The following is a 24736-nucleotide window of genomic DNA, read 5'->3' as shown; positions in this document are numbered from 1 at the left end:
TGCGAGCCCGCGCTGGCCTACGCCTTCCGGCAGGCCCAGCTGCGGGGAGCCGCGCTGAGAGTGGTGCACGCCTGGCAGCCGGTGCACGTGTTCGCATCCGGGGTGCCGTACGACATGGACGACGTCCGCAACGCGCAGCACCAGATCGTCCACGACCGGGTGGCAACGTTCACGAAGGAGTACCCGCAGGTGACGGTCGTCGAGGACGTCCAGCCGGCGCAGCCGGTGGAAGTCCTGGCCGACGCCTCCGCCCGAGCCGACCTGCTGGTGGTGGGCTCGCACGGCCACGGCACGGTAGGCGCGCTGCTCCTCGGCTCGGTCAGCCGCGGCGTCCTGCACCACACCCGTTGCCCGGTGGCGGTGGTACACGCGAAGGCTCGGCGATGAGGGACGTTCGTCCGTGGCCGCCCAGGGCGCATCGTCACAGGAGAGAGGTGAGGAGGCCACCATGTCCATCAAGGTCAGGGACGTCATGAGGAACGTCGCCATCGCGGTTGGGGAGGACGCGTCGTTCGCCGAGATCGTGCGCACGATGCGCCGATACACCCTCGGAGCGATCAGCGTGATCGATGCCGACGGCCGGCCGGTGGGAGTCGTCTCCGAAGACGATCTGCTGCTCAAGGAGACGGACCCGGTAGGACACGGCACCTCCGTCTTCGACAGGCACAAGCGGCGTGCGGAGCAGGAGAAGGCGGCCGCGGTCACCGCGTCGGCGCTCATGACCACGCCCGCGATCACCGTGACACCGGGAACCCCGGTCCGCGACGCGGCGCGGCTGATGCACGACAAGCGGATCAAGCAGCTGCCGGTGATCGACGTGGCCAGCGGGCGCATCACCGGCACTCTGCACCGATCAGACGTGCTGCGTGTCTTCAGCCGTTCCACGGGCGAGCTGGAGAGGGAGATCAGGGCCGTGATCGGTGACCGGGCGTCGGTGTCGGCAGACGTCTCCGGTGGTGTGGTGCGGCTCAGCGGGCGAGTGGCTCGCGGTTGCGAGGCCATCCGGTTGGTGGAGGAGATCCGCCAGGTGGAGGGTGTGATCGACGTCGTCTCGGAGCTGACCTACGACAGGGCCGACCTACTCGTCGTCCCGCCGCTGCTGTAGCGGCCGCCGTGGAAGCCACCTGGGACCAAGGGTCCTCAAGCGAGTCCATCATGCGCACGTCGGAAACGACGGGGATCAAGCACCTCATCCTCATGGTGGAGGGCATGGGTGACCACCAGCGCACCTTGGAGAACATCCATCGCCTGGGGGCAGAGGTGTTGCCGCAGATCAGCGGCTGAGCGGAAGCTGACCGGGGTCGATCAAAGGCGGGCCGGTGGCCGTTCTGGGTGGATGGCGGCATGCCGCTGTCGCGTCCGCTCGACCAGGCGTCTCGTTCGAGCCGGCACCGGCGGACGCTCATGAGCGCGGCAGGTCATCGCACGTCATCCCAGGCCATCGAGCTCATCCTCCAGCCGGCGGGCGTCCGTACGAACTGGGTGGTCTTACGGCCGGAGCCCTCGAACCACTCTCCGTTGAGGAAACCGGACTTGCGGTACTCGCTGAACCGGTGCGCGATCGACCCGAAGATCTCGGTCCGCTCGGCCACCTCCCATTCGGAGAACTCGGTCAACGTCCCGTCGGTCAGGATCTTCTCCCGAGGCCCGACGAACGCCTCGAGGTCGTAGATCACGGGCTCGGCCCCGACGTTCTTGATGATCATCCCTTCTGGAATGAACACCTCACGGATGACGTCGAGGTTCGGCCGCCGCCCGCCGGTGTTGGCGAACGCGCTGAGGAATGCGCGCGTCAGCCGGTCGAGCTCGGGCTTGACGTCGGCGCCCCTTCCATCCGGTTGGACGGATCGCGGCCATTCGGCGGCGAGCACGGACCAGACCTGCTTGTCGTGCCGGAGCCCGTCGGCGCCTGGGACGGATTGCCGCAACGTGCCGTCGAGGCTCATACCCAGTCTCTTGGCCACGTTGATGCTGCGCACGTTGCCGGACAGGGTGCGCCACTCGGCGCGGCTCAACCCGCGCACCCGGAAAGCCCAGTCGATCATCGTACGGACCACCTGGGTGATCAGCCCATGTCCCTCCGCGGCCGGTTCGAGCCAGCAGCCGATCTCGCATACCCCGAGGGCGGGGTCGAAGCCGACGAACATGGTGCCGCCGACGAGTACGCCGTCGAGCCAGATGCCGTACAGGCGTTGCCGGTCGGCGGCCTGGCCGTCGGCGTAGCGCTGGAGCACCACCCGCGCGGCGTCGAGATCGCCCGCGACGAAGCTCGTGCCCACCCAGGGGGCGATGTGCGTGCGGGCACGGTCCAGGTGGGCGAAGAACTCTTCGGCATGATGCGGCTCGAGCGCACGCAGCTCGGCATTGCCGCGCAGCGGGGAGGCGAACATGGAACCCCAATTCACATAACGGATGTTTTGCGAACGTATCCTGTCGACATGCCACGCCACAAGGGAGATCACGACGCCCGCCGCCGCGACGTGTCAGCGGCCGTGTGGCATGTGCTGGCCACGTACGGGTTCGGCGGCCTGACCCTGCGCGCGGTCGCCGCCGAGATGGGCGCGACGACCGGACTGCTCACGCACTACTTTCCGAGCAAGAAGGACCTGGTCGCGCACGCGTTGACGTTGCTGGACGAGCACCGTGCGGCACGGCCGAGACGTACCGCGCCCGAAGGGCTCGCCGCCCTGCGCGCGGTGCTGATGGATATCCTTCCGCTCACGCGGCAGACAGCCGCGGACAACCGGATCTGGGTCGGCTCGTGGGACGCCGCGATGGCGGACCCGGACCTCGCGGCCGGGCACGCGGCCCGCTACGCGCGATCACGCGAGCGGATCCGCCACCATGTGGAGGCGGCGCAGCGGCTGGGGGAGCTGCCGAAGTCGGATCCGGCCGATCTCGCGGTGGCGATCCAGTCCTTCGCGCTCGGCCTCATCGTGCAGGCGCTGTTGGACGCGGAGGAGTTCCCGCCCCAGCAGCAGATCCGCCTCCTCGACGGCTACCTGGCCACGCTCGCCACCACAGCGGGGGATCTGTAAGCCGCATCCGCTTGAAGGTCGTCAAGCCACGTCAGGCAAGTAGGCGAGCCGCCGTACTCGTTCTGGTCGGACGTGCGTGCAGCGCCATGTCCCTGCCGAAGAGCGGCTGGACTGGTCGGCCACCGGGGACCTGATGGGATGATGCCGAATTGGCGTTCTTTGAGCCGTTCGTGGAGGAACTGCTCGATTTTCTGCTGAAGCGGCTGGAGGAGGCGGGGTTCCGGATCGCCGCGGTCACCGGCACGCTCATGCTGGTCCTGATGTGGGCCGCCGAACTGCCGCTGGCCAACAACCCCTTCATGGACGAGCACGTCATCTACGCCGTCGTCCTGGTCGGCCTGGCCCTGGCCAACGCCGGAGCCACACTCGGGCTGGGCAACCTGCCCAGCGTCCGGCGTGCCGCCTGGCTGAAGTAGCCCACGACCGAACGCCCACCTCTGGTAACGGAGGTGGGCGTTGGCCTGTCTGGGCGGCCGACGACCGTACGAGCGGCGCGACCGCAAGTCCCGGGGGCTGATTCGGGACCAAAGGCACCTGCATCGAGGACTTCGTCCCCGAGCGCCGGGGGTGCTTGTTCCGTGAGGCTGGAGGTGGCAGGAAACCTCGCGAAGGAGAAGCGTGATGGCCAGGCGGATCGTGGTGGGCGTGGACGGGTCGGTGCCGTCGATGGCGGCGGTCGAGTGGGCCGCGGCCGACGCCCAGCGCAGGGGACTGCCCCTGCGGATCGTGCACGTGTGCGTGCAGTGGCCGCACAGCCCTGGTGGGCCCGCCTACTGCGCCAAGGCGCTGGAGGTGGCGGCGACGCGGGCGCGCGAGCTGGGCGCGGAGGTGACGACGGAGACGCCGACCGGAGACGTCATCGACGAACTGATCGGTGCGTCGGCGCCGGCGGACAGCGTGGTGCTGGGCAGCAGAGGGCTGGGCGGGTTCGCCGGGATGGTGCTGGGTTCGGTTGGCCTGGCCGTGGCGGGACACGCCGCCGGGCCGGTGGTGATCGTCCGCGCTGTGGCCGAGGATCGGCACGACCGGGTGGTGGTCGGCTACGACGGGTCGGAGCACTCGCGGGCCGCCATGGAGTACGCACTGGCGCAGGCCCGTGCCCAGGACGCCGAGCTGCATGTGGTGTACGGGTGGCGGATGCCGATGTTCTCGCCGTACGCGGCCGTGACCGGCAGCCTGCTGGAGGACGCCTTCCAGCAGGAGGTACGGATGGCACGCGAGCGGGTGGCCTCCTGGCGCGAGGGCCACCCGGACGTCAAGATCACCGACGCGGAGGTGTGCGAGCATCCGGTGGCCGCGCTGATTCAGGCGTCGGAGACGGCGGACCTGGTGGTGGTCGGCTCGCGCGGGCTGAACGCGTTCGCCTCCGCGGTGCTCGGGTCGGTCAGCCACGGCGTGCTGCACCACGTGACCTGCCCCGTCGCGATCGTACGCCCACGAGAGGAGACGCCATGAACGTCGAGCTGCTGACGGCGAAGCAGGCGATGAGCCGGATCCTGGTGGCGATCAGGCCTGAGGAGTCGCCGCTGATGGCCTGGGAGATGATGCGCCGGGGCGAGGTCCATCACCTGCCGGTCGTTGAGGACGGGCACGTGCTGGGCGTGCTGACCCGCGAGGACGTGGCCGCGTCCTGGTCAGGCGGGCTGGAGGAGCAGTCCAGGCGCCAGGTGCGCGGGCTGTTGGGCGGCAGGCGCAGGCCGCGTGTCCAGCCGGACACGTCGCTGCCGGAGGTGGCGGCCGTGATGCTCGACGCCGGGTGCGACGCGCTCCCCGTGGTTTCGAAGGAGGGGCTGATCGGGCTGATCACGGCCAGGGATGTGCTCGCCGCGGTCGCCGGCCGGGTCAGGGCCGTCGACAGGCCGGGCGAGGTCGTCACCGGGATGTTCCACCTCGACCCCATCCTGCCCGCAGGCGACTGAGCGCATGCCGCCGCGGCGCGGGCAGGCATGCGCCCGCTCCAGCATTGCTCGGGTCCGAAGCCCGGGACGTCACCGGTGGCTGGTCCAGATGAGGGTCACTGGCCGTGGATACGGCGGCCGGTGACCCGGTGCGGGATGACGCGGATGTAGAGCTCGCGGTCGCCGCCCGCCCAGGGGGTGACACCCGAACCGGTCACCTGAGAGAGATCATCGGGTGGGATGTGGTGGGCGGGGCCCTGGATGAGGACGCTCCAGCCCGTCCGCTGGGCCTCGTCGATCCGGTCCACCTGGAAAGCGATCTTGATTTCCACGCCCTCCAGGCCGGTACGCAGATCCTGGTCCATGGGGCCGCCGTGGGCGGTGCGGAAGACGATGGCGCCGTCGTGGAGCTTGTAGTTGACCGGCAGGACCGTCAGCCCGTACGAGCCGTTGAACGCCACACGGCCGATGCCCCCCGGAGCGATCAGCCGCAGGCACTCCTCGGCCTCGATGGCTTCCAGGATCGGGTCGGCCATGGCGGCTCCAGGTCCGGGCGGGCGCTCGCGGCCGCCGCCCAGCAGGTCCTGGACGGTCGTATCGAGCGCGGTGGCCAGGCGGGCGATCGTGTTCCGGTCAGGCACGCCCAGGTGACCCTCCAGGTACTGGATGTATCCCGCCGACATGTCCACGCGATCAGCGACCTGCTCAACGGTGAGGCCGAGCCGGTCGCGATGGTAGCTGATGCGACGTCCGAAGTCGCCGTTGTCGGTCATGAGCGGTCCTCCGCGGTGATGGTCTCGAAGATCGGTGCCCTCGGCCCCGTCAAGTGCCGAGCGCGGCCACATCGACGACGCTAGTCATCCGCCTTCGCGCCGGCCAGGGTCCTTCGGCCTATGGTGAACCGACCTCCGGCCCTGCCCCTGAAGGCTCGCCGCGCCTCATCGGCCGTCTTCGAGCCGATCGCCGCACGTTTTCCGGTCTTCCGCATCGTGCCGCAGGGTGACGCGCGTCATCTCGCGGGCGGATGATCCGTGCCGCTGCAGGCGTCACATGGAGCCGACGGCTCAACCTGCGGCGACGAGGTTGGCCCGGTCGGCGAGAAGGCCCTCCATGGCGCGGACCAGGGCCAGATTCGCCGCGGTCAACGTGCGTACTTCTTCCTCGAGATGGTTGAGCCGCTTCTTCACCGCCAGCAACTCGGCATCCAGCGCTGAAGCCTCTGCGATCATCCGTCCACCGATCATGATCGGTCACCTCCGAAACGTCGTCATGATGATGCTCGCCGCCTCCCGGGCTCTCGTCCAGCGGCGAACGTCCTCATTCGCCGGGACCAACGACACTGTCCGAGTCGGAGAACGCCGACACCTTGGTGGTGGGAACAGAGGATTGGGGGGGTTCGCCGGGCTGGTGCTCGGCTCGGTGGGGGCTCGCTCTCGCCGGGCACGCGGACTGCCCGCTGGTGGTCGTCAGAACGTCCGCACCCTGTCGGATACGGGCCGCTACCTGGTGGACAGGTTCCCGACCTCGCAACGCGGGTCCTCCTCCGATCAGCGCAGGCGCCGCAGGAGCGGCGATGGCGGTGGCTCGCAGGGCGCCACCCTGATGCGGGCGTCGACCGTGGTGGCGCCGTCGGAGCTGACGATGACGGGGTTGAGGTCGAGTTCGGCGATCTGGGGCAGGTCCTCCAGCAGCCTGCTCACCCGTACGAGCTGGTCGGCCAGGGCGTCCACGTCCACCGGGGGCGAGCCACGGTAGCCGTGCAGCAGCGGGGCGCAGCGCAGCTCGCCGATCATGTCGAGGGGGTCGGTGACGGGCGGCACCCGAAACGCGCGATCGGCCAGCAGGTCGGCCATGACGCCGCCCATGCCGACCATGGCCAGCGGGCCGAAGGCCGGGTAGTTGACGCCGCCGATGATGATTTCGACGCCGCCCGGCAGCAGGCGCTGGACGGTCGCGCCGGTCATCTGCGGGCCGATGTGTGCGGACATTTCGTGGTACGCCTGCTGTACCTCGTCCCTGGTTCGGAGGCCGAGGCGGACGCCGCCGACGTCGCTCTTGTGCACCGGGCCGACGGCCTTGAGGACGACGGGCAGCCCGACGCGCTCGCCCGCGGCCGCGGCGGCCTCGGGGCCGTCCACCTCGATCGATTCCACCATCGTGATGCCGTAGCAGCCGAGCAGCCGGGCGGTGGTCGCGGGGGACAGCCACGTGCCGTCCGGGTGGGCTGACAGCTCCTCTTGTACGATCTGCCGCGCCGTCCTCTCGTGCACGCGGAAGGAAGCGGTCGCCGGCTCGGCGGGACGCTCGCGCCACTCGGCGTAGCGCACGGCGTGCGCGAGCGCTCGCACGGCCTGCTCGGGGAAGGCATAGCTGGGCAGGTGGCCGTCGATCAGCCCGTCATGGCCGACGACGCAGGCCAGCACGGTCTTGCCCGCCCCCTTCGCGGCGATGGAGAGGGCCTGCCGGGTCTCCTCGATCCCCGAGCCGAACGGCGGGGTGTACACGGCCAGCACCACGTCCACCTCCGGCGAGGCGGCCAGCGCCGCGACGGCGGCGCCGATCTCCTCAGCACTGGCCTCCGCGGTCAGGTCCACCGGGTTGCCCAGCGCGGCGGCGGCACGGGCCCGCAGCAGGCCGGGCGGCAGTTCGGGAACGACCATACCCTGCTGCTCACAGGCGTCGGCGGCCATCGCCTGAGGGCCGCCCGAGTTGCCGACGATCGCCACCCGGCGGCCTTGCGGGAGTGGCTGGGCGGACAGCAGCTTGGCGGTGTCGATCAGCTCGTGGACGCTGTCGAGCCGGATCACTCCCGAGGCGCGGACCAGGGCGTCCACGGCGACGTCCGGGGTGGCCGCGGCGGCGGTGTGCGAGCGCACCGCCCGATCTCCCGCGCCGCCGCGACCGCTCTTGATGAGCAACACCGGCTTGCGCGCCCCTACCCGGCGGGCGATGCGGGCGAACTTGCGCGGGTTGCCGAACGACTCCAGATACAGCGCGATCACGTCGGTGCCGTCGTCGTCCTCCCAGGATTCGAGCAGGTCGTTGCCGCTGACGTCGGCCTTGTTGCCGACCGAGACGAACGAGGAGACGTTCAGCCGTTCCAGCAGCGAGGCCCCGACCGCACCGGATTGCGAGACCAGCGCCACCCGGCCCGGGGTCGGCTGGTGTGGCAGGAAGCTGGCGTTCAGGTGGGCCGCGGTGTTGATCACGCCCAGGCAGTTCGGGCCGATCAGCCGCATCCCGGCCGTACGGCAGATGCGCACCAGCTGCCACTCCAGGTCGCGCCGCCCGGCCTCGGCGAACCCCGACGTGAGCACCACCAGTCCGGCCACACCGGCGTTCGCGCAGTCGCGGGCCACCTGAAGCACGTGCCGGGCGGGCACCGCCACGACCGCCAGGTCCACGCCGTCGGGCACCGTGGAGTGGCTGGCCAGTCCGGCCACCTCTGCCGCGTTCGGGTTGACCGGGTAAATCGGGCCGCCGAAGCCTCCGTCGATGAGATTGCGCAGCACCTTGTGGCCGACGGACCGCTCGTCCCGGCTCGCGCCGATCACCGCCACGGAGCGGGGGGTCAGCACCCTGGTCAGGGAGGCGCGTTCCGCCTCGTGGTCGCGGGCCTCGATGCCCGCGCGCAGCCGCGCGGTCGGCTCGGCGGCGATGGCCAGGCGCAGCGTGCCGCCGTCGAAGCGCTGGGTCAGGTCCAGGCCGAGGTCGCGCAGTACCTTGATCATCGGCTGGTTCTCGGCCAGCACGTCCGCGACCAGCTCGCGCACGCCGTGCGTGGCGGCGTCCAGGGCGACGTGCTCCAGCAGCAGCGTGCCGAGCCCATGGCCGTGTACGGCGTCATCGATGAGGATGGCCAGGTCGGCGCTGCCGTCACGGATGGGGATGTACTCGGCGACCGCCACGAGCCGGCCCCGCAAGGCGGCCACCAGGGCGTGGCCGTCGTACTTGTCGCTGGTGAGGCGATCCATGTAGGAGTGCGCGGTGTTGCGGCCGCCGGTGAAGAAGCGCAGGTAAGCCGAGCGTTCGGACGAGCGGTCCACCAACTCGTGCAGTGCCTGGCGATCGCCGGTCCGCAGCGGCCGCACGTGGGCGATCCCGCCATCACGCAGCAGAACGTCATATCCGTCGGTCATACCTTCGAGGCTGTCGGGCGATCGGCGCGGCAGGCAGTGCCGTACGGCCTTCGCCCGCAGGACCAAGGTCCCTACCCGCCGGCCCGCGCACGCGTCAGGCTGGCAGCATGAACGACATCGTGCTCGGCTACGACGGCTCGGACTTCTCCATGCAGGCCCTGGACTGGGCGCTGGATGAGGCAGAGCTCAGGAAGCTGCCGCTGACCGTCGCCCACGCCTGGCAGTGGCCGTACGGCGAGGCGGACGAGGACGCCAAGTCCCACCTGCGCAAGGCCGCCGAGCACGTGCTGTGGCATGGTGGCGAGTGCGCCCGTTCCACCAGTTCGGGTGTGCGCGTGGACACCGATCTGTACGAGGGAGCAGCCGCCCAGCGCCTCGTCGAGCTCTCCGACGACGCCCCGCTCATCGTGATCGGCTCCCGCGGCCTGAGCGCGCTGCCCCGGGCAGTGGTCGGCTCGGTCGCCGGGTACGTCGCCGCCCACGCCGACTGCCCGGTCATCGTCGTACGCGGCCCGGGCCCGCTGCCCGCGCCGATGAGGCCCGGCCCGATCGTCGTGACCAGCAAGGATCCGGAGGCGGACGTGCTGGACTTCGCCTTCACCGAAGCCGCGCTGCGCCGGCTCCCGATCGCCTCCCCGGCCGACCTGTCCGAGTGGGCGGCGCGCCACCCCGGCGTGCGCGTGCAGCCGTACGACGCCGCCGGCCACGCCACGCTGGTGGTCATCGGACGTACAGGAGCCATGCGCCACGGCGCCGCCGCCTACCTCCTCCAGCACGCGCCCTGCCCCGTGGCGGTAGTGGGCCAAGGCTGAACGGTCGTGTTAAAGAGGCTTCACCAGTCGTGGACGGTGCCGTCATACCGGTGTCTGCCCGGAAATGTCACCCGAAGCGTGGATGGAGCAAGGTAGAGCATCCACTGCTGGAGACCAGTGCCGGCCGATCTGCCCGGTGGTGTTCCTGCCGGCGCGGTCCCGGTTCAGGCGACGTGGGTGTCGTAGGTCTCGCGGTTGGCGAGCACATCGTCCATGTGCGTCTCGGCCCAGCTCTTGAGGCCGCGCATCAATTGGTGCAGGGAGAGACCGAGGTCGGTCAGCTCGTAGGTGACCGTGACGGGCACGGTCGGCGTCACGGTGCGGGTGACGAGACCGTCACGCTCCAAGGAGCGCAGCGTCTGCGTGAGCATCTTCTGGCTGACGCCGGCCAGCAGGCGGGACAGCTCCGAGTAGCGCATCGACCTGGGCTCACCGGCGCAGTCGGCGCCGAACTGCTGCGAGCCGTCGCTGCCCAGCGCGGCCAGGATCAGCGTGACCCACTTGTCGGAGATCCGGTCGAGCAGCTTGCGGCTCGGACATGCCGCCACGAAAGCGTCATATTCCGCCTTGGCCTGTGCCTTCTTCTGGGCCGCCGTCATGGTTGTCAATCGACCGCTCCTCTAACCCGTGGGCCACTTACGCACTCTGAGGTGCCCACTTCCCATCGGGAAGTTACCTCCCCATATTTATACAAGGAGCCGTTAGGCACCACTAACCAGCCCAACACGAAAGGCAGAGGCGTGAGCACGCTCTCCACTTCGCTCCCCGGCGGCACCTGGACCCTGGGCGACCTGACCGTCACCCGGTTCGGCTACGGCGCCATGCAGCTCGCCGGCCCAGGAGTCATGGGGCCGCCCGCCGACCGCGACAGCGCACTCGCCGTCCTCCGCGAGGTCGTCGGCCTCGGAATCACCCACATCGACACCAGCGACGCCTACGGGCCGCGCGTCACCAACCAGCTGATCCGCGAAGCGCTGCACCCGTACCCCGACTCGCTGCACATCGTGACCAAGGTCGGCGCGATCCGGGACCAGCAGGGCGGCTGGCCCCCGGCCCGGCAGCCCGACGAGCTGCGCCGCTCCGTCCACGAGAACCTGCAGAGCCTCGGCCTCGAGGTGCTCGACCTGGTCGACCTCCGGCTCGGCAACGCCGAAGGACCCCAGCCCGGCTCGCTCGCCGAGCCGTTCGAGACGCTCGTCGAACTCCAGCGGCAGGGCCTGATCCGGCACCTCGGAGTGAGCAACGCGACCGCCGGACAGGTCGCCGAGGCACAGGGGATCGCGCCGATCGTGTGCGTGCAGAACATGTACAACCTCGCCTACCGCCAAGACGACGAGCTGATCGACACGCTCGCCGAGCAGGGCATCGCCTACGTGCCCTTCTTCCCCCTGGGTGGCTTCACCCCACTCCAGTCCTCGGCGCTCTCGACCGTAGCCAAACGGTTGGACACGACGCCGATGGCCGTCGCCCTGGCCTGGCTGCTGCGGCGCTCGCCGAACATCCTGCTGATCCCTGGCACCTCGTCGTCGGCGCACCTGCGCGAGAACGTCGCCGGCGCGGGAGTCTCCCTCCCCGACGAGGAGCTCGCCGAGCTGGACAAGATCGGCCACTAGCGGTCGACTTCCGGCTGCTGGGCGAGGGGGCGCGCGGGTGGACGGCGGGCCGGGACATCGATGGTCCGTCCGCTACAGCCGAAAAAGAGCGCGACGGCTCGCAGCCGTCCGTGCCAGCATGCTCGATCATGCTGGAGTACGAGACGAGCGAGGAAACGCTGGCCGCCATCGCCGGCCGGCACGGGACCATCGCCGAGCAGGTACGGCCCCTTCCCGCAGCGGTGGCCAACCAGGCTTTCCTTCTCGGCGATGAAGGGGATCGTGGATTGGGGCGATGCCGAATGGGCCGACCCTGCCGCCGACTTCGCCAAGATCCCCCTCACCGGCATCCCAGCCATGCTCGACGGCTACCGACAAGAAACCGGCCAGGAAACCTCAACGAGTACACCGACCTGGGAAGCTCGTGTGCTGTGGTTCCACCTCACCTGGGCTCTCGGCCGCCTGCCGGATCCGGTCCCACGCCCAGACGAACGCCACTGGACCGCCCCTCCAGCCAGCCGGCTCCTGAGCCTGCTCCGCTTCTTCACCTCGGCTTCGCCGGCTCCTTGGGCCGATCTGTCCTGATCCCACCCGGCCTTCGCTGATCACCAATGCGATGTCGACGTGCTGGTCACCTCATTGCGAATCTACATTGTAAAGGCGCTGCTCTCGTCAGGCGGGGAGCTGGGCAGGTCCCATGATGCGCTGGACAGCGAGAGCGGGGCGCCCCTGTGGCGTGGATGACTCCTCTGCGTAGTGCCACCGGGCGCCCCGCGCGGTGCTACAGGACCGCGCCCGTGCCCTGCCGGCGGCGTTCGCGCGGCTGGGGCGGCTGGGGCGGGGGTTGCTTGTTGAGGCGTTCGAGCTCGATCGCGAGGGGGCCGGCCACGAATGATGACGACGCGGTCCCCACCACGATGCCGAAGATGAGCGCGATGGCGAAGTCGCGCAGCGTGTCACCGCCGAAGACGGCCAGCGCGGTGAGGATGAACAGGGCGCCCAGGCCGGTGTTGACCGTACGCGGCACGGTCTGCAGGATCGCCGCGTTGACGATGTCGGGGAAGCGTGCCTGCCGCGAGGCCTGCCATAGTTCGCGGACGCGGTCGAAAACCACCACCTTGTCGTTGATTGAGTAGCCGATGATGGTCAGCATGGCTGCCAGGAAGACCCCGTCGACGGGTTTGCCCAGCCAGGCGAACAGGCCGAGCACAGCGAGGGTGTCCACGACGAGGGCCATCACCGCGGCGGCGCCGAACGTCCAGCGGAATCTGACGGCCAGGTACAGCAGTTGCGCCGCCAGCGCCACGGCGAGCGCGATGAGCGCGTTGCGGCGCAGTTCGTCGCCCAGACTGGGGCCGATGAGCTCGTCGCGTTGCTTCGTCACCTCGCCGAGGTGGGTATCGAGTGCCTGCTCGACGGCGGCGGTGTCGTCGGCGCTGATCTGGCCGGTACGCACGGACACGCTGGTGCCGGAGCTTTGCACGTTGGCCGCCGGGTGGCCGGCCTCGGCCACCGCCTGTCGCGCGGTCTCGGCGCTCACCGGTTGCGCGGCTGTGAATTGGAGCATCCGGCCGCCGGTGAACTCGATGCCGAGGTTGAGCCCGTACAGGGCCAGCCCGGTCACGGCTGCGGCGACCAGCGTGGCGGCCGCGGCCAGCCACCGTCGGCGCCCGGCCATCAGGGACGGGTTGCGCCGGGTGATCCAGGTCCTGACCCGGCCGTGCACCGCCAGCCCGGACAGCCGGGCCAGCCGGGGGCCGGTCCCGCTGAGGATGAGGTGGGTCAGGACGCGGGTGATGAGCATGGCGGAGACGAGTGAGGCAAGGACGCCGACGGCCAGCGTCACACCGAATCCGCGCACCGGCCCTGAGGCCAGCCAGAACAGCAGCCCGGCGGCCAGGAGCGTGGTGATGTTGGAGTCGGCGATGGCGCTCCAGGCGTTGGCGAACCCTCGGTCGAGGGCGGCGCGCAGGCCGCGGCGCGGCGCGCGGCCATACTCTCCACGCAAATACTCTCCACGCAAATACTCTCCACGCGAATACTCTTCACGCGCTCGCTCGAAGACCAGCACGTTGGCGTCGACCGCCATGCCGATGGCCAGAACGAACCCGGCCAGGCCGGGCAGGGTGAGCGTCGCGCCGAGGGCGAGCAGGGCGGCGTAGGAGATGAGCCCGTAGGCGGCCAGCGCGAGGGTGGCCAGCAGCCCCGACAGCCGGTAGGTGACGATGATGAACAACGCGGTGAGCAGGACACCGGCGATGCCTGCCTTGGCGCTGGCCTCGATGGCCTGCGCGCCGAGCGTGGGGCCGACGGTGCGCTGCTCGATCAAGGTGAGCGGGACGGGCAGGGCGCCACCCTTGATCAGCACGGCCAGGTCTTGTGCCTCCTGGTGGGTGAAGGAGCCGCTGATCTGGGTGGATCCGCCGGGGATGCCGGTCTGGCAGGGCACGCCCGCATCGACTTGGGGCGAGGAGATGATCTCGTTGTCCAAGACGATGGCGACCCGCCGCCGTGGGTCGCTCGGGCTGTGGCAGGCGGCCTCGCCGGTCAGCCGCTGCCAGGCGGCGGCGTCGCGGAAGTCGACGGTGGCGAACCAGCCCGGCCCCTGCTGCGGGTCGTTGCGCGCGCCGGCGTCGCTCACCCCGTCGCCGGTGATCGCGGCAGGGCCGAGCCGCAGGCGTTGCCCGCCTTCGTCGGCCAGGACTTGCCCGGATGCGCCGGTGCCCCTGCTGGTGGGGGTGCCTTGATCGGCGCTGGTGTCGTCGGCCTGTTCCAGGACCGGGTGGAAAGTGAGCTGGGCGGTCTTGCCGATGACGTCGGCGGCCTGGCGGGGGTCGAGCACCCCGGGCAGCTCGACGATGATGCGCCGATCGCCGGAGCGCATCAGGGCGGGGTCGACCACGCCGAGCGCGTCGGCGCGCCGGCGCAGCACGTCCAGGGCACGATCGGTGGCCTCGGCGTCGGCCTTGACCGTTGAGGTGTCTCGGGTTTCGAAGACGAGTTGGGTGCCACCGCGCAGGTCCAGCCCTAGACGTGGCGGTGTGGTGACGGTGAAGAGCAGTGCGGTGGCGGCGATGGCGCACGCCGCCACCGCGCGCCAGAAGGGCGCGCGGGACATGAAGCCTCCACGGGCTGTCGAAGAAGGAAAGGGGACGTCAGCGCGTCGTGGAGGGTGGCGCTCGGGCCGGCGCCTGACGGGCGGGCGGCTGCGGTGCCACGGTGAAAGGCCGGGCGAGGGTCGTCAGGGACCGCGCCCGCGGACCGGGCCGTTCGGTGGACGGCAGTACGGCCGGCCACATCGGCAGCGCGGGCGCGCTGCGGGCGGGACTCAGCCGCGGCAGGGCCGCATCCTGCACGGCGTGCTCGGACGGGCCGCTCCACCAGGTCGCAGGCGTCGCGGTGCCGGGCAGATGGGCGCTGCCAGGCGCGGGGCCCAGCAGGAAGGCCGACAGCAGCAGCAGGACGGCGGGCAGTCTGCTGCGCACGTCTCCTCCTGGCAGGTTACGGGTGGGGTCTTGGCGGTCACCGTACCCCGGCCCCGGAGCGGATCGCACCTGCGATGGAATGGCATGCCCCTTTCCGCGCCGTCTGGGCTATGGTCTGCCCTATGACGGGACCGTGGAGAACACCACGAGGGTCCATCGCGTTCGCCGGCGTGATGGGTCTGGTCCTGCTGTGCTTGGTGCTGACCGGCGCCACCGGCAGTGCGAGCGCCGACGGCCCGATCGCGCCGGAGAATGCGCTGTCCGGCCTGGCATGGAGCCCGGACGGTGGGGACGGTGACCGGCCCGGTCTGCCCCCGCAGGCGGGTAGTGCCCGTGAGCACCACGTGCTGGCGCTTTGGCCGCCGTCGCGCGGCGAGCGTCACGATGAGCCCGCTTATCTGGCGCTGCTGGCGTCGCCTGGCTCGAAGATCGATGAGCTCCGCGACCCGCAACAGCTCGCGCACCGCACCGCGGGATCGCGCAGCCCGCCGCTCATCTAGCCGACGCCACCCCTCTCCGAGGGGCCGCGGCCGCTCGTGCCGTGGAACCTGACCCCGCGTGTCCCGAGCCCATGGGCTGTGACCTGGGGCTGGTCCATGCTCGCCGTCGCCTTCGGAGCACTCTCGCGGTCCCTGCAGCAAGGGCCGTGTTCCTGTACTGCCTTCCTTTGGCCTCAGCAAGGAGCCGATCATCGTCATGTCCGTTGTCGAATCAGTTCACGCCTGGCCGCGGCTGGAGCGGCCACGTCCGGCATCGCCAGCAGGTGCGAGGTGAGCACCGCGCAGCGCTTCGTGGCGCTCGACCTGGGTACCGCGCGTACCCGGTCGCTGTCATGGGGCGGGTTCGCCATCGTGGACCGGCCGTCGTCGGTCACCCGGCCGCCGTCCGGCTCCGGCCTGGCGGACGCGTTGTGGCCCGTCCGGCACGGCATGGTGGCCGATCCGGACGCCTGCCTGCGGCTGGTGCGGCGGCTGCTGCAGGACGCCCAGGTGCCGGGGAGCCGGCCGCGACGGGTGCTGGCCGGCGTGCCGGTGGCGGCCTCGCCGAGCGATCGCCGGGCGGTCCGCGCCGCGGTCGCCGAGGCCGCCGGATGCGAAGTGGGCCTGATGGAGGAGCCGCTGGCCGCAGCCGTCGGCGCCGGCCTGGACATCCTCGATGCCCGGCCCTGCCTGGTCCTGGACGTGGGGGCGGGCATTGTCGAGGCCGTCGCCATCGCGGACGGGGCCGTCACCGACGCGGTCGCCCTCCAGCTCAGCGCCACCACCGGCGAGGGGCTGGTGTCGTACGCGCTGGAGGGCGTCGTCGAGATGACGGCGGGCCTGGTGCGTCGCCTGCCGGCCGCTTCGCGTCCGGCCGCGCGCGAGCGGGGTCTGACGGTCACCGGCGGCGGTGCTCACCAGGAGCAGCTGCTGGGCCACCTGCGCACCGCGCTGCGCCTGCCGGTAAAAGCGGCGCCCCAGCCGCAGCACGCCACCATCCGCGGCCTGATGCGCCTGTGCCTGCAGCCGGCTCTGACGGCCGCCCTCGCACCGCGCGTCCGCTGACGTCTTCGCTTCGCAAGAAAGGACCATCGATCATGACCGACAGCCACGCGACCTCACACCTCAGCAGCGTGCAGCTTGAGTCGCTGCGCCAGGAGCTGACCCAGCAACGGGAGCAGCGCAGCCGGTACCTGGATAGGCTGCGGGTACAGGAGCAGGACGGTAGCGGCGCCGACGGCACCTGGCAGGAGCTCCTCGCCTCGATCACCGCCGCCGAGCGCGCCGTCGCCGAACTCGCTCAGGCCTACGACAGGCTGGAGGCCGGCAGCTACGGCCGCTGCGGCCACTGCCAGGCGGCCATCCCGTTCGAACGGCTCAAGATCCGGCCGCTGGCCCGCAACTGCATCGACTGCCAGCGGCGGCACGAGGCCGCCTGACAACCAGTGAGAGGGGAGCGGGGTCGCCCCGCCCCCTCTGGGCACCCGGAGCCGCACATGATCACATTGGACCGCCTGGTGAACGTGCTCGGCGGGTACGGCGTGCGGTTGTGCGGCCGTCCCGAGACCCGCTCGGCCTGGCTGCGCAGTGTGGCGGTGCCGGATGCCAGCGACCGCCACGTCACCGGTGATCTGCTCCTGGCCGTCGGCACCTCCTCGATCGCCGAGGCGGTGCGGTGGGCGGCCGCCGCCCGTGCCGCGGCGGTCCTGGTCCGCCCCGCCGAGACCGTGACCGGGACCGGCGCTGACACCCCGTGCGCCTCGTCGAGCGCGGCGGTCGAGCGCGAGGCCGCCGCGCTTGGCGACCAGCTCGGGGTGGCCGTGCTGGTGGCCGATTCCGCGGTGTCCTGGAGTCAGCTCGCCGGCGTGGTGTACGGGCTGGTGCTGGAGAGCCGCGAGACCGCTTCGGGACGCGGCCCGACCGACCTGTTCGCCCTGGCCGACAGCCTGGCCGACGCGATCAGCGGGGCGGTGACCATCGAGGACCGGCACTCGCGGGTGCTGGCCTACTCCCGCTCCCAGCAGGCGGGGGATCCGGCCCGGCTGGAGACGATCCTCGGCCGGCGCGTCCCGGACCGGCTACGCGAGCTGTTCCAGCAGCGGGGGGTGTTCGCCCAGCTGGCGTCGACGGACGAGCCGGTGTTCGTCCCCGCCGATCCCGCACACGGCCTGACCGGGCGGATGGCGGTGGCGGTGCGGGCCGGCCGCGAGTTGCTCGGTTCGGTCTGGGTGAGCTGCGAGCGCCCGCTGACCGGCGCCCGCCGGCGCGCGCTGGCGCACGGCGCACGCACGGTGGCGCTGCACCTGCTGCGCTCGCGGGCCAGCGCCGACCTGGAGCGGCAGGTGGAGTCCGACCTGGTCATCCGGCTGCTGGAGGGCGGCGTCGACGCGGAGACGGTGATCAGCCGGCTGGGCCTGCCGGCGCAGGCGCTGCGGGTCATCGCGATCCGCGCCCACACCGACGGCGAGGAGCCCCACGCCGCGCTGCTGCTGGCCTTCGAACAGGCCACCACCGGCTTCGGCTGGTCCAGGCCCGGCCGCAGCACCCTGCTCGGCGACACGCTGTACACGATCCTGCCCGCCGAGCAGGCGGACACGGCCCGCCACTGGATCACCGCGCTACGGGCCGAACTGCCCGCCCAGGTACGCATCACGGCCGGGATCGGCGCGCCCGCCGCGACCGAGGAGCTGCCCGCCGGCCGCCAGGAGGCCGACGAGTGCCTGGCGTTGCCCGAGACCGGCCGGCCCGGCACTGTCGCGCCCGCCTACGACGAGTCGTGGGACGACATCTTGCTGCGGCGGCTACGCGCGGCCTCCCGCACCGGCCGCACCCCGGCCCGCGGGCCGCTGAGCACGCTGCTGCGACATGACGCCCGCCACGGCACCCGCTACGTGCCCACGTTGCGGGCCTGGCTGGAGACCCAGGGCGACCCCGCTTTGGCGGCCGAACGACTGCGGGTGCATCCCAACACCGTCCGCAACCGGCTGCGCAAGATGAGCGAACTCACTCTCCTGGACCTGGACGACCCCCGTAAACGCCTCGCCATGATCATCATGCTGGCCGCCTCCGACGCCGAGGACAACCCCCACCGATGATCTTGTACCAGGCCTGTCGCTGACGCCGGCGTGGCCGGTCAACGCTGTCGAGGCGTGGCTGGGGGCGTTGTGACGATGGCACAACGGCCGCGAAGTGATTGTCGGCCGCCCACAACGTCGCCGGCTGCCGCGCGGGCCATGCTGGCTGGGACACCGGCATTCGTACCCGTTGGAGGTTGGGCATGGTCGGCAACTGGCCGCGATCGGTGATCGTGGTGGGCGCGGGCATCGTGGGCCTGTCGACCGCGTGGTTCCTGCAGGAGCGCGGCGTCGAGGTCAAGGTGGTCGACCGTGGCGGCGTGGCGGCCGGCGCATCCTGGGGCAACGCCGGATGGGTCGCCCCAGGCCTGGCAATCCCGCTGAACGAGCCCGCGGTCCTGCGCTACGGCCTGCGCTCGCTGCTGAACGCGGACGCGCCGCTGCACGTGCCGGCGAGCCTCGATGCGGGGCTGTGGGCGTTTCTGGCCCGGTTCGCCGCCAACTGCCGCTGGCGATCGTGGATGCGCGCCGTGCGCGCCAACCTGCCGCTCAACGAGGAATGCGTCGAGGCTTACGAGGTACTGGCCGCCAACGGCGTGTCCGCCCCGGTCATCGCGGCGCCGATCACCGCCGCGTTCCGCACACCACGCCATGCCGAGAGCCTGCTGCGCGAGCTGCGCCGGCTGGAAGCGGCCGGGCAGCGGGTCGACCATACCGTGCTGGACGCCCGGCGACTGGCCGAGCACGTGCCGCTCGCCGGTCAGGCGCTGGGCGTGGGGGTGCGCATCGACGGGCAGCGCTACGTCGACCCGGGCGCCTTCGTGCACGCCCTGGGCAAGGCCGTGATGAGCCGCGGCGCGACCGTGTACGCCTTCGAGGTCGACGAGGTGCGCACCGACGACAGGAAGGTGATCGTGCGCTCGGGCAAGGGCACCGTCCTGTCGGCCGACGCGGTGGTGCTGGCCACCGGCGCGTGGCTGCCCCGCCTGGCCCAGCAGTGGGGCGTGCGCGTCCCGGTCCGGGCCGGCCGGGGCTACTCCTTCACCGTGCCGGTGGACCACCCCGTCCCTGGCCCGATCTACCTGCCCGACGTACGGGTGGCGTGCACGCCGTATCGCGACGGGCTGCGCGTGGCCGGCACCATGGAATTCCGCGATCCGGACGCCCCGCAGGTGCCCGCCCGGCTGGAGGCCATCGTCGCCTCCGCCCAGCCCCTGCTGCGCGGTGTGCACTGGGACGAACGCACTGATGTCTGGGTGGGCCCTCGCCCGATCACCCCGGACGGCCGGCCGCTCATCGGCGCGACCAAAGCCCCCGGTATCTACGTGGCCGGCGGTCACGGCATGTGGGGTCTGGCTCACGGCCCCATCACGGGGCGGCTGCTCGCCGAGCACATCACCACCGGCAAGCAGCCCACCGCCCTCGCCGACTTCGCCCCCCTGCGCTGACGGGCTTCTCCTGTCCGGCCGAGCGAGCAGGCCGGCCACCGTGTCGAAGTCTCGATGCCGAGCGCCGGAGCCGAGAGATCGTCATACGCCGCCGAGCTTGCCGCGACGGTCTTCGAGGTCTATCCGGCCTCCGACCGCCGACCCCCCCACAGGGAGCCTGCGTCTGGGTTTCCGCGTCCCCGCGCACGCGGTCGTCCGCAGGCTCCCGGCCGGCAGGCATCTTCTCACCGACCCAGACGGCCGCACGATAGACCTGGAGATCATCGAGGAGACGTACATCAACGAGTAGCGCGCCTGGCAAGCCATCGCCGCCACCCTCGGCGGGGACGTCCGAAAGGCCAGGTCGGGGCGGCGCCGCAGGATCAGCGCCGCCCCGTTTCGCAGCTGTCAGCCGGCCGATACGGGTTATCGGTGGATGACTCCGGGGTCGGGGTCGAGGGTGATGGAGTCCAGGTTGACGTTGCCGTTGTCGTTGGGGCCGAAGGTGAAGGTGAGCGGGGTGGCCGGGGTGAGGGTGAGGCTGAGCTGGTGCTCCGACCAGGTGTCCCAGTTGGCCAGGGTGGGGAGCTTGAGCTGGTTGGACTGGGTGCCGCCGCTGAGGGTCATGGTCTGGGTGGTGCCCATGGCGTTGGCGTAGCGAAGACGCAGGGTGTAGAGGCCGCCGAGGGTGACCGGGGTGTTGAAGCGTAGGCCGCTGTCCTTGGTCTTCATGCAGGCCACGAAGCCGGTGCCGGTGTAGCCGGTGTGGTCGGTGCGCAGGCAGGCGCCGCTGAGGAGCTGCGCGGATTCCGCTTCGATCCTGCGGGGCCCGGTGGCGAGTACGCTGCTGATGGCCAGTAGCTCGGCCGCGACGTCCCCCGGGATCGGTGCGGCCGTGAGCAGGGTCGTGAACCGGTTGAGCGCTTCCCTCATCCCTGCCGGGTCGTTGGCGGCCGCGGCGGTGATCGAGGTTTTGACCTCAGTGCTGAGCCTGCCGGACAGTACCGGGTCGAGGGCGCCCGCGTCAGTCGCGAGCCGCACTTTCAGCGCGAGGGAGAAGAGTGCCCGCGGTGTGCCGAGCGGAGCGGCGAGCCGGTCGTCGATGGCGGTTCGGGCTGGTGCGGTCACTGCGGTGAGGGGGAGACCGTAGAGCGCCAGCCGTACTTCCTGGAGCGCCAGGAGACGGCCGATCACGTCGCCCCGACGGAGCGCGGTCTCGGCCCTGGAGATCGCCGGCTGGAGGAGCGCCATCGCGGACGACGTCACCCCACCCGACTTGCGCAGCTTCCGTACGAGGTCGAGCAGCGAACGCGGCTGCTCCACCACAACCGCTTCGCCGCGTTCGCCGCCGGGTGCACCCATGGCGACCCGGAAGTCCTGGTCGGGAACCTCGGGGGCGGGCAGGACGAACTCGACGGTCCGGGTGGCGCCGCCCGCGACGCGGACGCTCCGCACTTGGCCCGCGGCGCGACCGTCGATGAACAGCCGGGCCTGGAATTCGGCCACGGTGCTGCCCTTGTTGGTCAGCGGAGCCTTCACAGTGAGCTGCTGGGTGGCCGGGTCCAGCACGGCTTCGGGGGTGCCGTAGCCGGCCCGGGGGCCGGCGTACCAGGGGAGTTGGTCGAGGTCCCGGCCGGTCGCGGGTCTGATCCTGACGGCCTGCCCGCCGGCGGCGACCAGCGACATGGATAACCGGGTGGACGATCGCACCAGCGTCTTGCGGGTCTCGACGGGCAGCGGATCGCCCTTCCAGGTGGTCTCCTGGGCGTCTGCGTAGGTCTGCGCCACGAAGGTGCCGTTGGGCAGGAACGACAGCGGAACCTGAAGGGTCCGGTCGTTCTCGTCGGTGATCGCGCCGAGGTACCAGGTGCCGCCGTTGCGACGGGCCGTCACGGTGTAGTCCCCGATGACGCTGTCCAGGACGCGGGTCTCGTCCCACGTGGTGGGCATGTTCTTGAGGAAGGCGAATTCGGGGTGGGCGGCGTAGTTCTCGGGGGTGTCGGCGAGCATCTGCATCGGGCTGAAGAACGTCGGGTACAGCGCGAGCTGTGCGGCCGAGGTGGTCTGGACGCGGGTACCGAGCCGGGCCGGGTCCCAGGTGACGTTCAGGACGCCGGGCGTGTAGTCGGCGGGTCCTCCCATGAATCGGGTGAAGGGGAGGATGGTGGCTTGTGCCGGCGGGTTGCCGTTGGCGCCCATGTAGTTCTGCATCTCCATGCCCGCGACGCCTTCGCCCGTCATCATGTTCGGGTAGGTGCGCGCGAGGCCGGTGGGTTTGATCGCTTCATGGGCGTCGATCGTGATGTGGTGCCGGGCCGCCGCGTCGATGACCCGCTGGTAGTGGCGGACGGCTTCCTGGTCGTAGTGGCTGCGGTTGACGCCGCCGAGCAGGAATTTCGTGGCGTAGCCGGTCTTGATGGCGTGAATGCCGAGTTCTTCGTAACGGGAGAAGATCTTCTCCAGGTTCTGATCGTAGTAGTCGATGTCGCCGCGGGTCTCGTTGTGGGCGATGTACCCGATGCCGTTGGCGGCGGCGTACCGGAGCACCTCGGGCAGGTCGAAGTCGGCCTGTGGGGTCAGGAAGTCCTGGCCTGCCCAGGAGCCGCCGGAGTTGGTGTTCCAGCCCTCGGCCAGGACGAACTTGGCGCCTGCCTGTTTGGCGAGGTCGATGTACTGCTTGACTCGTGCGGTGGTCGCGCCGTGCTTGGGGCCGGCGTTCCAGGTGGTCTGTCTGCGTTGGAGCTCCCACCAGACGCCTACGTACGTGGCGGGTTTGATCCAGGAGGTGTCGCCGCAGATCGCGCACGTGTCGTTGAGGTTCTCGATCAGATGGGACTCGCCCAGGTCGCCGGGGCGCTGACCCACGGTCAGGGTGCGCCAGGGCGTGGAGACCTCGCCGTTCAGCTTGGCCTTGGTACCGTCGGGCAGGGCGATCAGGTCGCTGGAGAACCGGCCGGGCTGTCCGGGCACCGCCTTCAGGGTCATGCTGGGGTAGTCGGTCAGGTCGGCCTCGTGCACGACGACATAGGAGTCGGCGGCGGGTGCGGCGGTGATGGGCGTCTGGGCGGTGGAGACGCCGGACAGGGGCAGGTCGCGGTAGTGCTGTTCGTCGGCGGACCAGGTCTTGCCCGCGGCGATCGACCAGCTCCGCGCGGCGGGGTCGAGGGCGAACTCGCTCTGTTCGGCGGTGACGGTGTAGGCGTCCAGACCGCTCTGGCTGGGGAAGTGGTAGCGGAAGCCGACCCCGTCGTCGAAGACCCGGAACACCACATCGAGCCTGAATCCCGTGCCGGCCTGGACGGCGTGGACGGTGAGCTCGCCGGCGTGGTTCCTGACTCTGCTCGATGTCCCCCAGAGCGGCTTCCATGTCTCGTCGATCGTGCGCCGTTCGACGGATTCGATGCTCATGTCCTGGGTGAGGCTGCGGCGTCCCGCGAGATCCACGCCGAGCCCTGATGCGCCGACGAGAGTCTTGCGGTGGCTGTTCACGCTGTAGGTGAGGCGTCCGCCTACGGTGGTGACCGCGACCCGCAGATCTCCGTCCGGCGAGGTCACGACCTGAGCGCCCGCCTCGGTGACCTCGGTCAGGGTGGCGGGGGTGGGCTCCTCGGCGTGGGCGGGGAGCGCCGAGGTCCCCGCGATGATGACGACGGCGGCCGTCATCGCGAGCAGTCCCGCCCGTCTGCTTGCCCCCGCCGCGTCCGCTCGCTTCATGCACGCCTCGTCTGTTGAGAGGTGGTGTGTGACGGAGCGCGGCGTTCGGCTGGGCCGGACGACTCGCGAAGCACCAGCTCGGTAGGCAGGCGGATCACCTCGCCCTCGCGTAATGATCGGGCGGCGAGCTGCTCGATCAAGAGCTCTACCGCGAGCCGACCGGCGTGCGAGCCGGGTCCGGCCAGGGTGGTCAACGAGGGATGGACGAAGTCGGCGGCGAAGATGTCGTCGAACCCGATCACGCTGATGTCGGCCGGCACTCGAACACCGCGCTGGGCGAGACGTCGGATGATGCCGATGGCCAGGAGGTCGTTGTGCGCTACGACAGCGGTCACACCGGTGCGCAGTGCCCCGTCTGCGGCGGCTCCGCCGTTGGCGACGTTGGGGGCGTACGGACCGATCCGGTGTGCCGTCAGACCGTGCGCTTGGGCCCCGGAGCTCAGCGCCGCCCAGCGCGCCGCCCCCATCCAGGAACTGGGTGGCCCGGCGCAGTAGGTGATGCCCTGGTGCCCGAGTGAGGCCAGGTGTTGCAGGATCTGCTGACAGCCGGCGACGGTGTCGAAGGTGACGCTGGTCAACCCGGGCAGCTCTCGGTTGAACAGCACGATCCGGTGCACCTTGGCGAGGTCGCGCAGGACCTCGTCGCCGAGTCGGCTGGAGGCCAGCACGAACCCGTCCACGCCGGCGGCCAGGTCGCGAATCTGGTTCTCCTCGATGCGCCTGGATTCCTCGGCGTTGACGATCACCAGGGTGACGTCGGAGGCCTTCGCGCGCTGCTCCGCGCCGCGGATCAGCTCGAAGAAGTGGGGGTTGGTGATGTCGGAGAGCACCATGGCGATGGTTCGGTGGCGGGTACCCGCAAGAGCGCGGTTCTGCGGTCTGTGCTGGTAGCCGAGCTGCGCGGCGACGGCGACTATCCGCTGTCGCGTCGCTTCGTTGACCCGGCCGGGCTTGTTGAACGCCCGGGAGACCGTCGATGCGGCCACGCCGGCGGCTCGCGCGACGTCGAAGATGGTGGGCTCCACGAACGCATCTAGCCACGAGAATGAAATTCTGGCAACAACTTGCAGAAGTTGTC

Annotated in this window: 23 protein-coding genes and 1 pseudogene; 15 read left to right on the top strand and 9 right to left on the bottom strand. The window is 70.7% G+C overall.

The window, feature by feature from the left end; all coding sequences use genetic code 11:
- The 3 genes from AB0H88_RS51130 to AB0H88_RS51120 form a co-directional block, all read left to right on the top strand.
- Positions 1 to 387 (top strand): universal stress protein (locus AB0H88_RS51130; RefSeq protein WP_357657332.1); only part of this gene is annotated, 387 nt, incomplete at its 5' end.
- A 61-nt stretch (positions 388 to 448) separates the two neighbouring features.
- Positions 449 to 1105, top strand: coding sequence for a CBS domain-containing protein (locus AB0H88_RS51125; RefSeq protein WP_357657330.1), 657 nt, complete (start codon positions 449 to 451; stop codon positions 1103 to 1105).
- Between the two features lie 50 nt (positions 1106 to 1155).
- Positions 1156 to 1284, top strand: a complete 129-nt coding sequence (locus AB0H88_RS51120; protein WP_357657328.1) for a hypothetical protein — start codon at positions 1156 to 1158, stop codon at positions 1282 to 1284.
- A gap of 134 nt (positions 1285 to 1418) precedes the next feature.
- On the opposite strand, the gene AB0H88_RS51115 is transcribed toward AB0H88_RS51120, so the two are convergent.
- Positions 1419 to 2405: a GNAT family protein gene (locus AB0H88_RS51115; protein WP_357657326.1), complete on the bottom strand. Its 987-nt coding sequence runs from the start codon at positions 2403 to 2405 to the stop codon at positions 1419 to 1421.
- A gap of 33 nt (positions 2406 to 2438) precedes the next feature.
- Here AB0H88_RS51115 and AB0H88_RS51110 point away from each other — a divergent pair, with 33 nt between their 5' ends.
- From AB0H88_RS51110 to AB0H88_RS51095, 4 genes and pseudogenes are all read left to right on the top strand, one after another.
- Positions 2439 to 3038, top strand: coding sequence for a TetR family transcriptional regulator C-terminal domain-containing protein (locus AB0H88_RS51110; protein WP_357657324.1), 600 nt, complete (start codon positions 2439 to 2441; stop codon positions 3036 to 3038).
- 215 nt (positions 3039 to 3253) lie between these two features.
- Positions 3254 to 3454: pseudogene (locus AB0H88_RS51105) on the top strand (hypothetical protein); the annotation flags it as partial.
- Positions 3455 to 3659: 205 nt separating this feature from the next.
- Complete coding sequence (locus tag AB0H88_RS51100) at positions 3660 to 4493, top strand: universal stress protein (RefSeq protein ID WP_357657322.1); 834 nt, start codon at positions 3660 to 3662, stop codon at positions 4491 to 4493.
- Positions 4490 to 4957 (top strand): CBS domain-containing protein, encoded by a 468-nt coding sequence (locus AB0H88_RS51095; protein ID WP_357657321.1) that lies wholly within the window; start codon positions 4490 to 4492, stop codon positions 4955 to 4957. The genes AB0H88_RS51100 and AB0H88_RS51095 overlap by 4 nt, the downstream gene beginning before the upstream one ends.
- Positions 4958 to 5052: 95 nt before the next feature.
- On the opposite strand, the gene AB0H88_RS51090 is transcribed toward AB0H88_RS51095, so the two are convergent.
- From AB0H88_RS51090 to AB0H88_RS51080, 3 genes are all read right to left on the bottom strand, one after another.
- Complete coding sequence (locus tag AB0H88_RS51090; RefSeq protein ID WP_357657319.1) at positions 5053 to 5709, bottom strand: pyridoxamine 5'-phosphate oxidase family protein; 657 nt, start codon at positions 5707 to 5709, stop codon at positions 5053 to 5055.
- 291 nt (positions 5710 to 6000) lie between these two features.
- Positions 6001 to 6180: a hypothetical protein gene (locus AB0H88_RS51085; RefSeq protein WP_357657317.1), complete on the bottom strand. Its 180-nt coding sequence runs from the start codon at positions 6178 to 6180 to the stop codon at positions 6001 to 6003.
- Positions 6181 to 6483: 303 nt separating this feature from the next.
- On the bottom strand, positions 6484 to 9075 hold the full coding sequence (locus AB0H88_RS51080) for a GNAT family N-acetyltransferase (protein ID WP_357657315.1): 2592 nt from the start codon (positions 9073 to 9075) through the stop codon (positions 6484 to 6486).
- Between the two features lie 107 nt (positions 9076 to 9182).
- Between AB0H88_RS51080 and AB0H88_RS51075 the strand changes: the two genes are divergently transcribed.
- Positions 9183 to 9887, top strand: a complete 705-nt coding sequence (locus AB0H88_RS51075) for a universal stress protein (protein ID WP_357657313.1) — start codon at positions 9183 to 9185, stop codon at positions 9885 to 9887.
- Between the two features lie 164 nt (positions 9888 to 10051).
- Here AB0H88_RS51075 and AB0H88_RS51070 read toward each other — a convergent pair whose 3' ends face one another.
- Positions 10052 to 10495 (bottom strand): helix-turn-helix domain-containing protein, encoded by a 444-nt coding sequence (locus tag AB0H88_RS51070; protein ID WP_357657311.1) that lies wholly within the window; start codon positions 10493 to 10495, stop codon positions 10052 to 10054.
- Between the two features lie 132 nt (positions 10496 to 10627).
- On the opposite strand from AB0H88_RS51070, the gene AB0H88_RS51065 reads away from it, so the two are divergent.
- Together AB0H88_RS51065 and AB0H88_RS51060 are read left to right on the top strand one after the other, a co-directional pair.
- Entirely contained in the window at positions 10628 to 11500 is an 873-nt protein-coding gene (locus AB0H88_RS51065) for an aldo/keto reductase family oxidoreductase (protein WP_357657310.1), read from the top strand.
- Positions 11501 to 11749: 249 nt separating this feature from the next.
- The gene (locus AB0H88_RS51060) at positions 11750 to 12064 is read left to right on the top strand and encodes a hypothetical protein (RefSeq protein WP_357657308.1); all 315 of its coding nucleotides are present in this window, start codon (positions 11750 to 11752) and stop codon (positions 12062 to 12064) included.
- Between the two features lie 196 nt (positions 12065 to 12260).
- Here AB0H88_RS51060 and secD read toward each other — a convergent pair whose 3' ends face one another.
- Both secD and AB0H88_RS51050 read right to left on the bottom strand, forming a co-directional pair.
- Entirely contained in the window at positions 12261 to 14597 is a 2337-nt protein-coding gene (gene secD, locus AB0H88_RS51055; RefSeq protein ID WP_357657307.1) for a protein translocase subunit SecD, read from the bottom strand.
- 37 nt (positions 14598 to 14634) lie between these two features.
- Complete coding sequence (locus AB0H88_RS51050; protein ID WP_357657305.1) at positions 14635 to 14964, bottom strand: hypothetical protein; 330 nt, start codon at positions 14962 to 14964, stop codon at positions 14635 to 14637.
- A 122-nt stretch (positions 14965 to 15086) separates the two neighbouring features.
- Between AB0H88_RS51050 and AB0H88_RS51045 the strand changes: the two genes are divergently transcribed.
- From AB0H88_RS51045 to AB0H88_RS51025, 5 genes are all read left to right on the top strand, one after another.
- Positions 15087 to 15464, top strand: a complete 378-nt coding sequence (locus AB0H88_RS51045; RefSeq protein WP_357657303.1) for a hypothetical protein — start codon at positions 15087 to 15089, stop codon at positions 15462 to 15464.
- Between the two features lie 270 nt (positions 15465 to 15734).
- Positions 15735 to 16508, top strand: coding sequence for a rod shape-determining protein (locus tag AB0H88_RS51040; protein WP_357657301.1), 774 nt, complete (start codon positions 15735 to 15737; stop codon positions 16506 to 16508).
- 32 nt (positions 16509 to 16540) lie between these two features.
- Complete coding sequence (locus tag AB0H88_RS51035; RefSeq protein ID WP_357657300.1) at positions 16541 to 16882, top strand: TraR/DksA C4-type zinc finger protein; 342 nt, start codon at positions 16541 to 16543, stop codon at positions 16880 to 16882.
- Positions 16883 to 16939: 57 nt separating this feature from the next.
- Entirely contained in the window at positions 16940 to 18538 is a 1599-nt protein-coding gene (locus AB0H88_RS51030; RefSeq protein WP_357657298.1) for a helix-turn-helix domain-containing protein, read from the top strand.
- 182 nt (positions 18539 to 18720) lie between these two features.
- Complete coding sequence (locus AB0H88_RS51025; RefSeq protein WP_357657297.1) at positions 18721 to 19965, top strand: FAD-dependent oxidoreductase; 1245 nt, start codon at positions 18721 to 18723, stop codon at positions 19963 to 19965.
- Positions 19966 to 20370: 405 nt separating this feature from the next.
- Here the strand turns inward: AB0H88_RS51025 and AB0H88_RS51020 are convergent, their stop codons facing one another.
- Positions 20371 to 23658, bottom strand: a complete 3288-nt coding sequence (locus AB0H88_RS51020; RefSeq protein ID WP_357657295.1) for a glycoside hydrolase family 97 catalytic domain-containing protein — start codon at positions 23656 to 23658, stop codon at positions 20371 to 20373.
- On the bottom strand, positions 23655 to 24683 hold the full coding sequence (locus AB0H88_RS51015) for a LacI family DNA-binding transcriptional regulator (protein ID WP_357657294.1): 1029 nt from the start codon (positions 24681 to 24683) through the stop codon (positions 23655 to 23657). The genes AB0H88_RS51020 and AB0H88_RS51015 overlap by 4 nt, the downstream gene beginning before the upstream one ends.
- Positions 24684 to 24736: the final 53 nt, after the last annotated feature.

Source organism: Nonomuraea sp. NPDC050680 (genome assembly GCF_040654555.1).
In the GTDB taxonomy this organism is placed as follows: domain Bacteria; phylum Actinomycetota; class Actinomycetes; order Streptosporangiales; family Streptosporangiaceae; genus Nonomuraea.
This window is presented reverse-complemented; position numbering and strand designations above follow the sequence as displayed.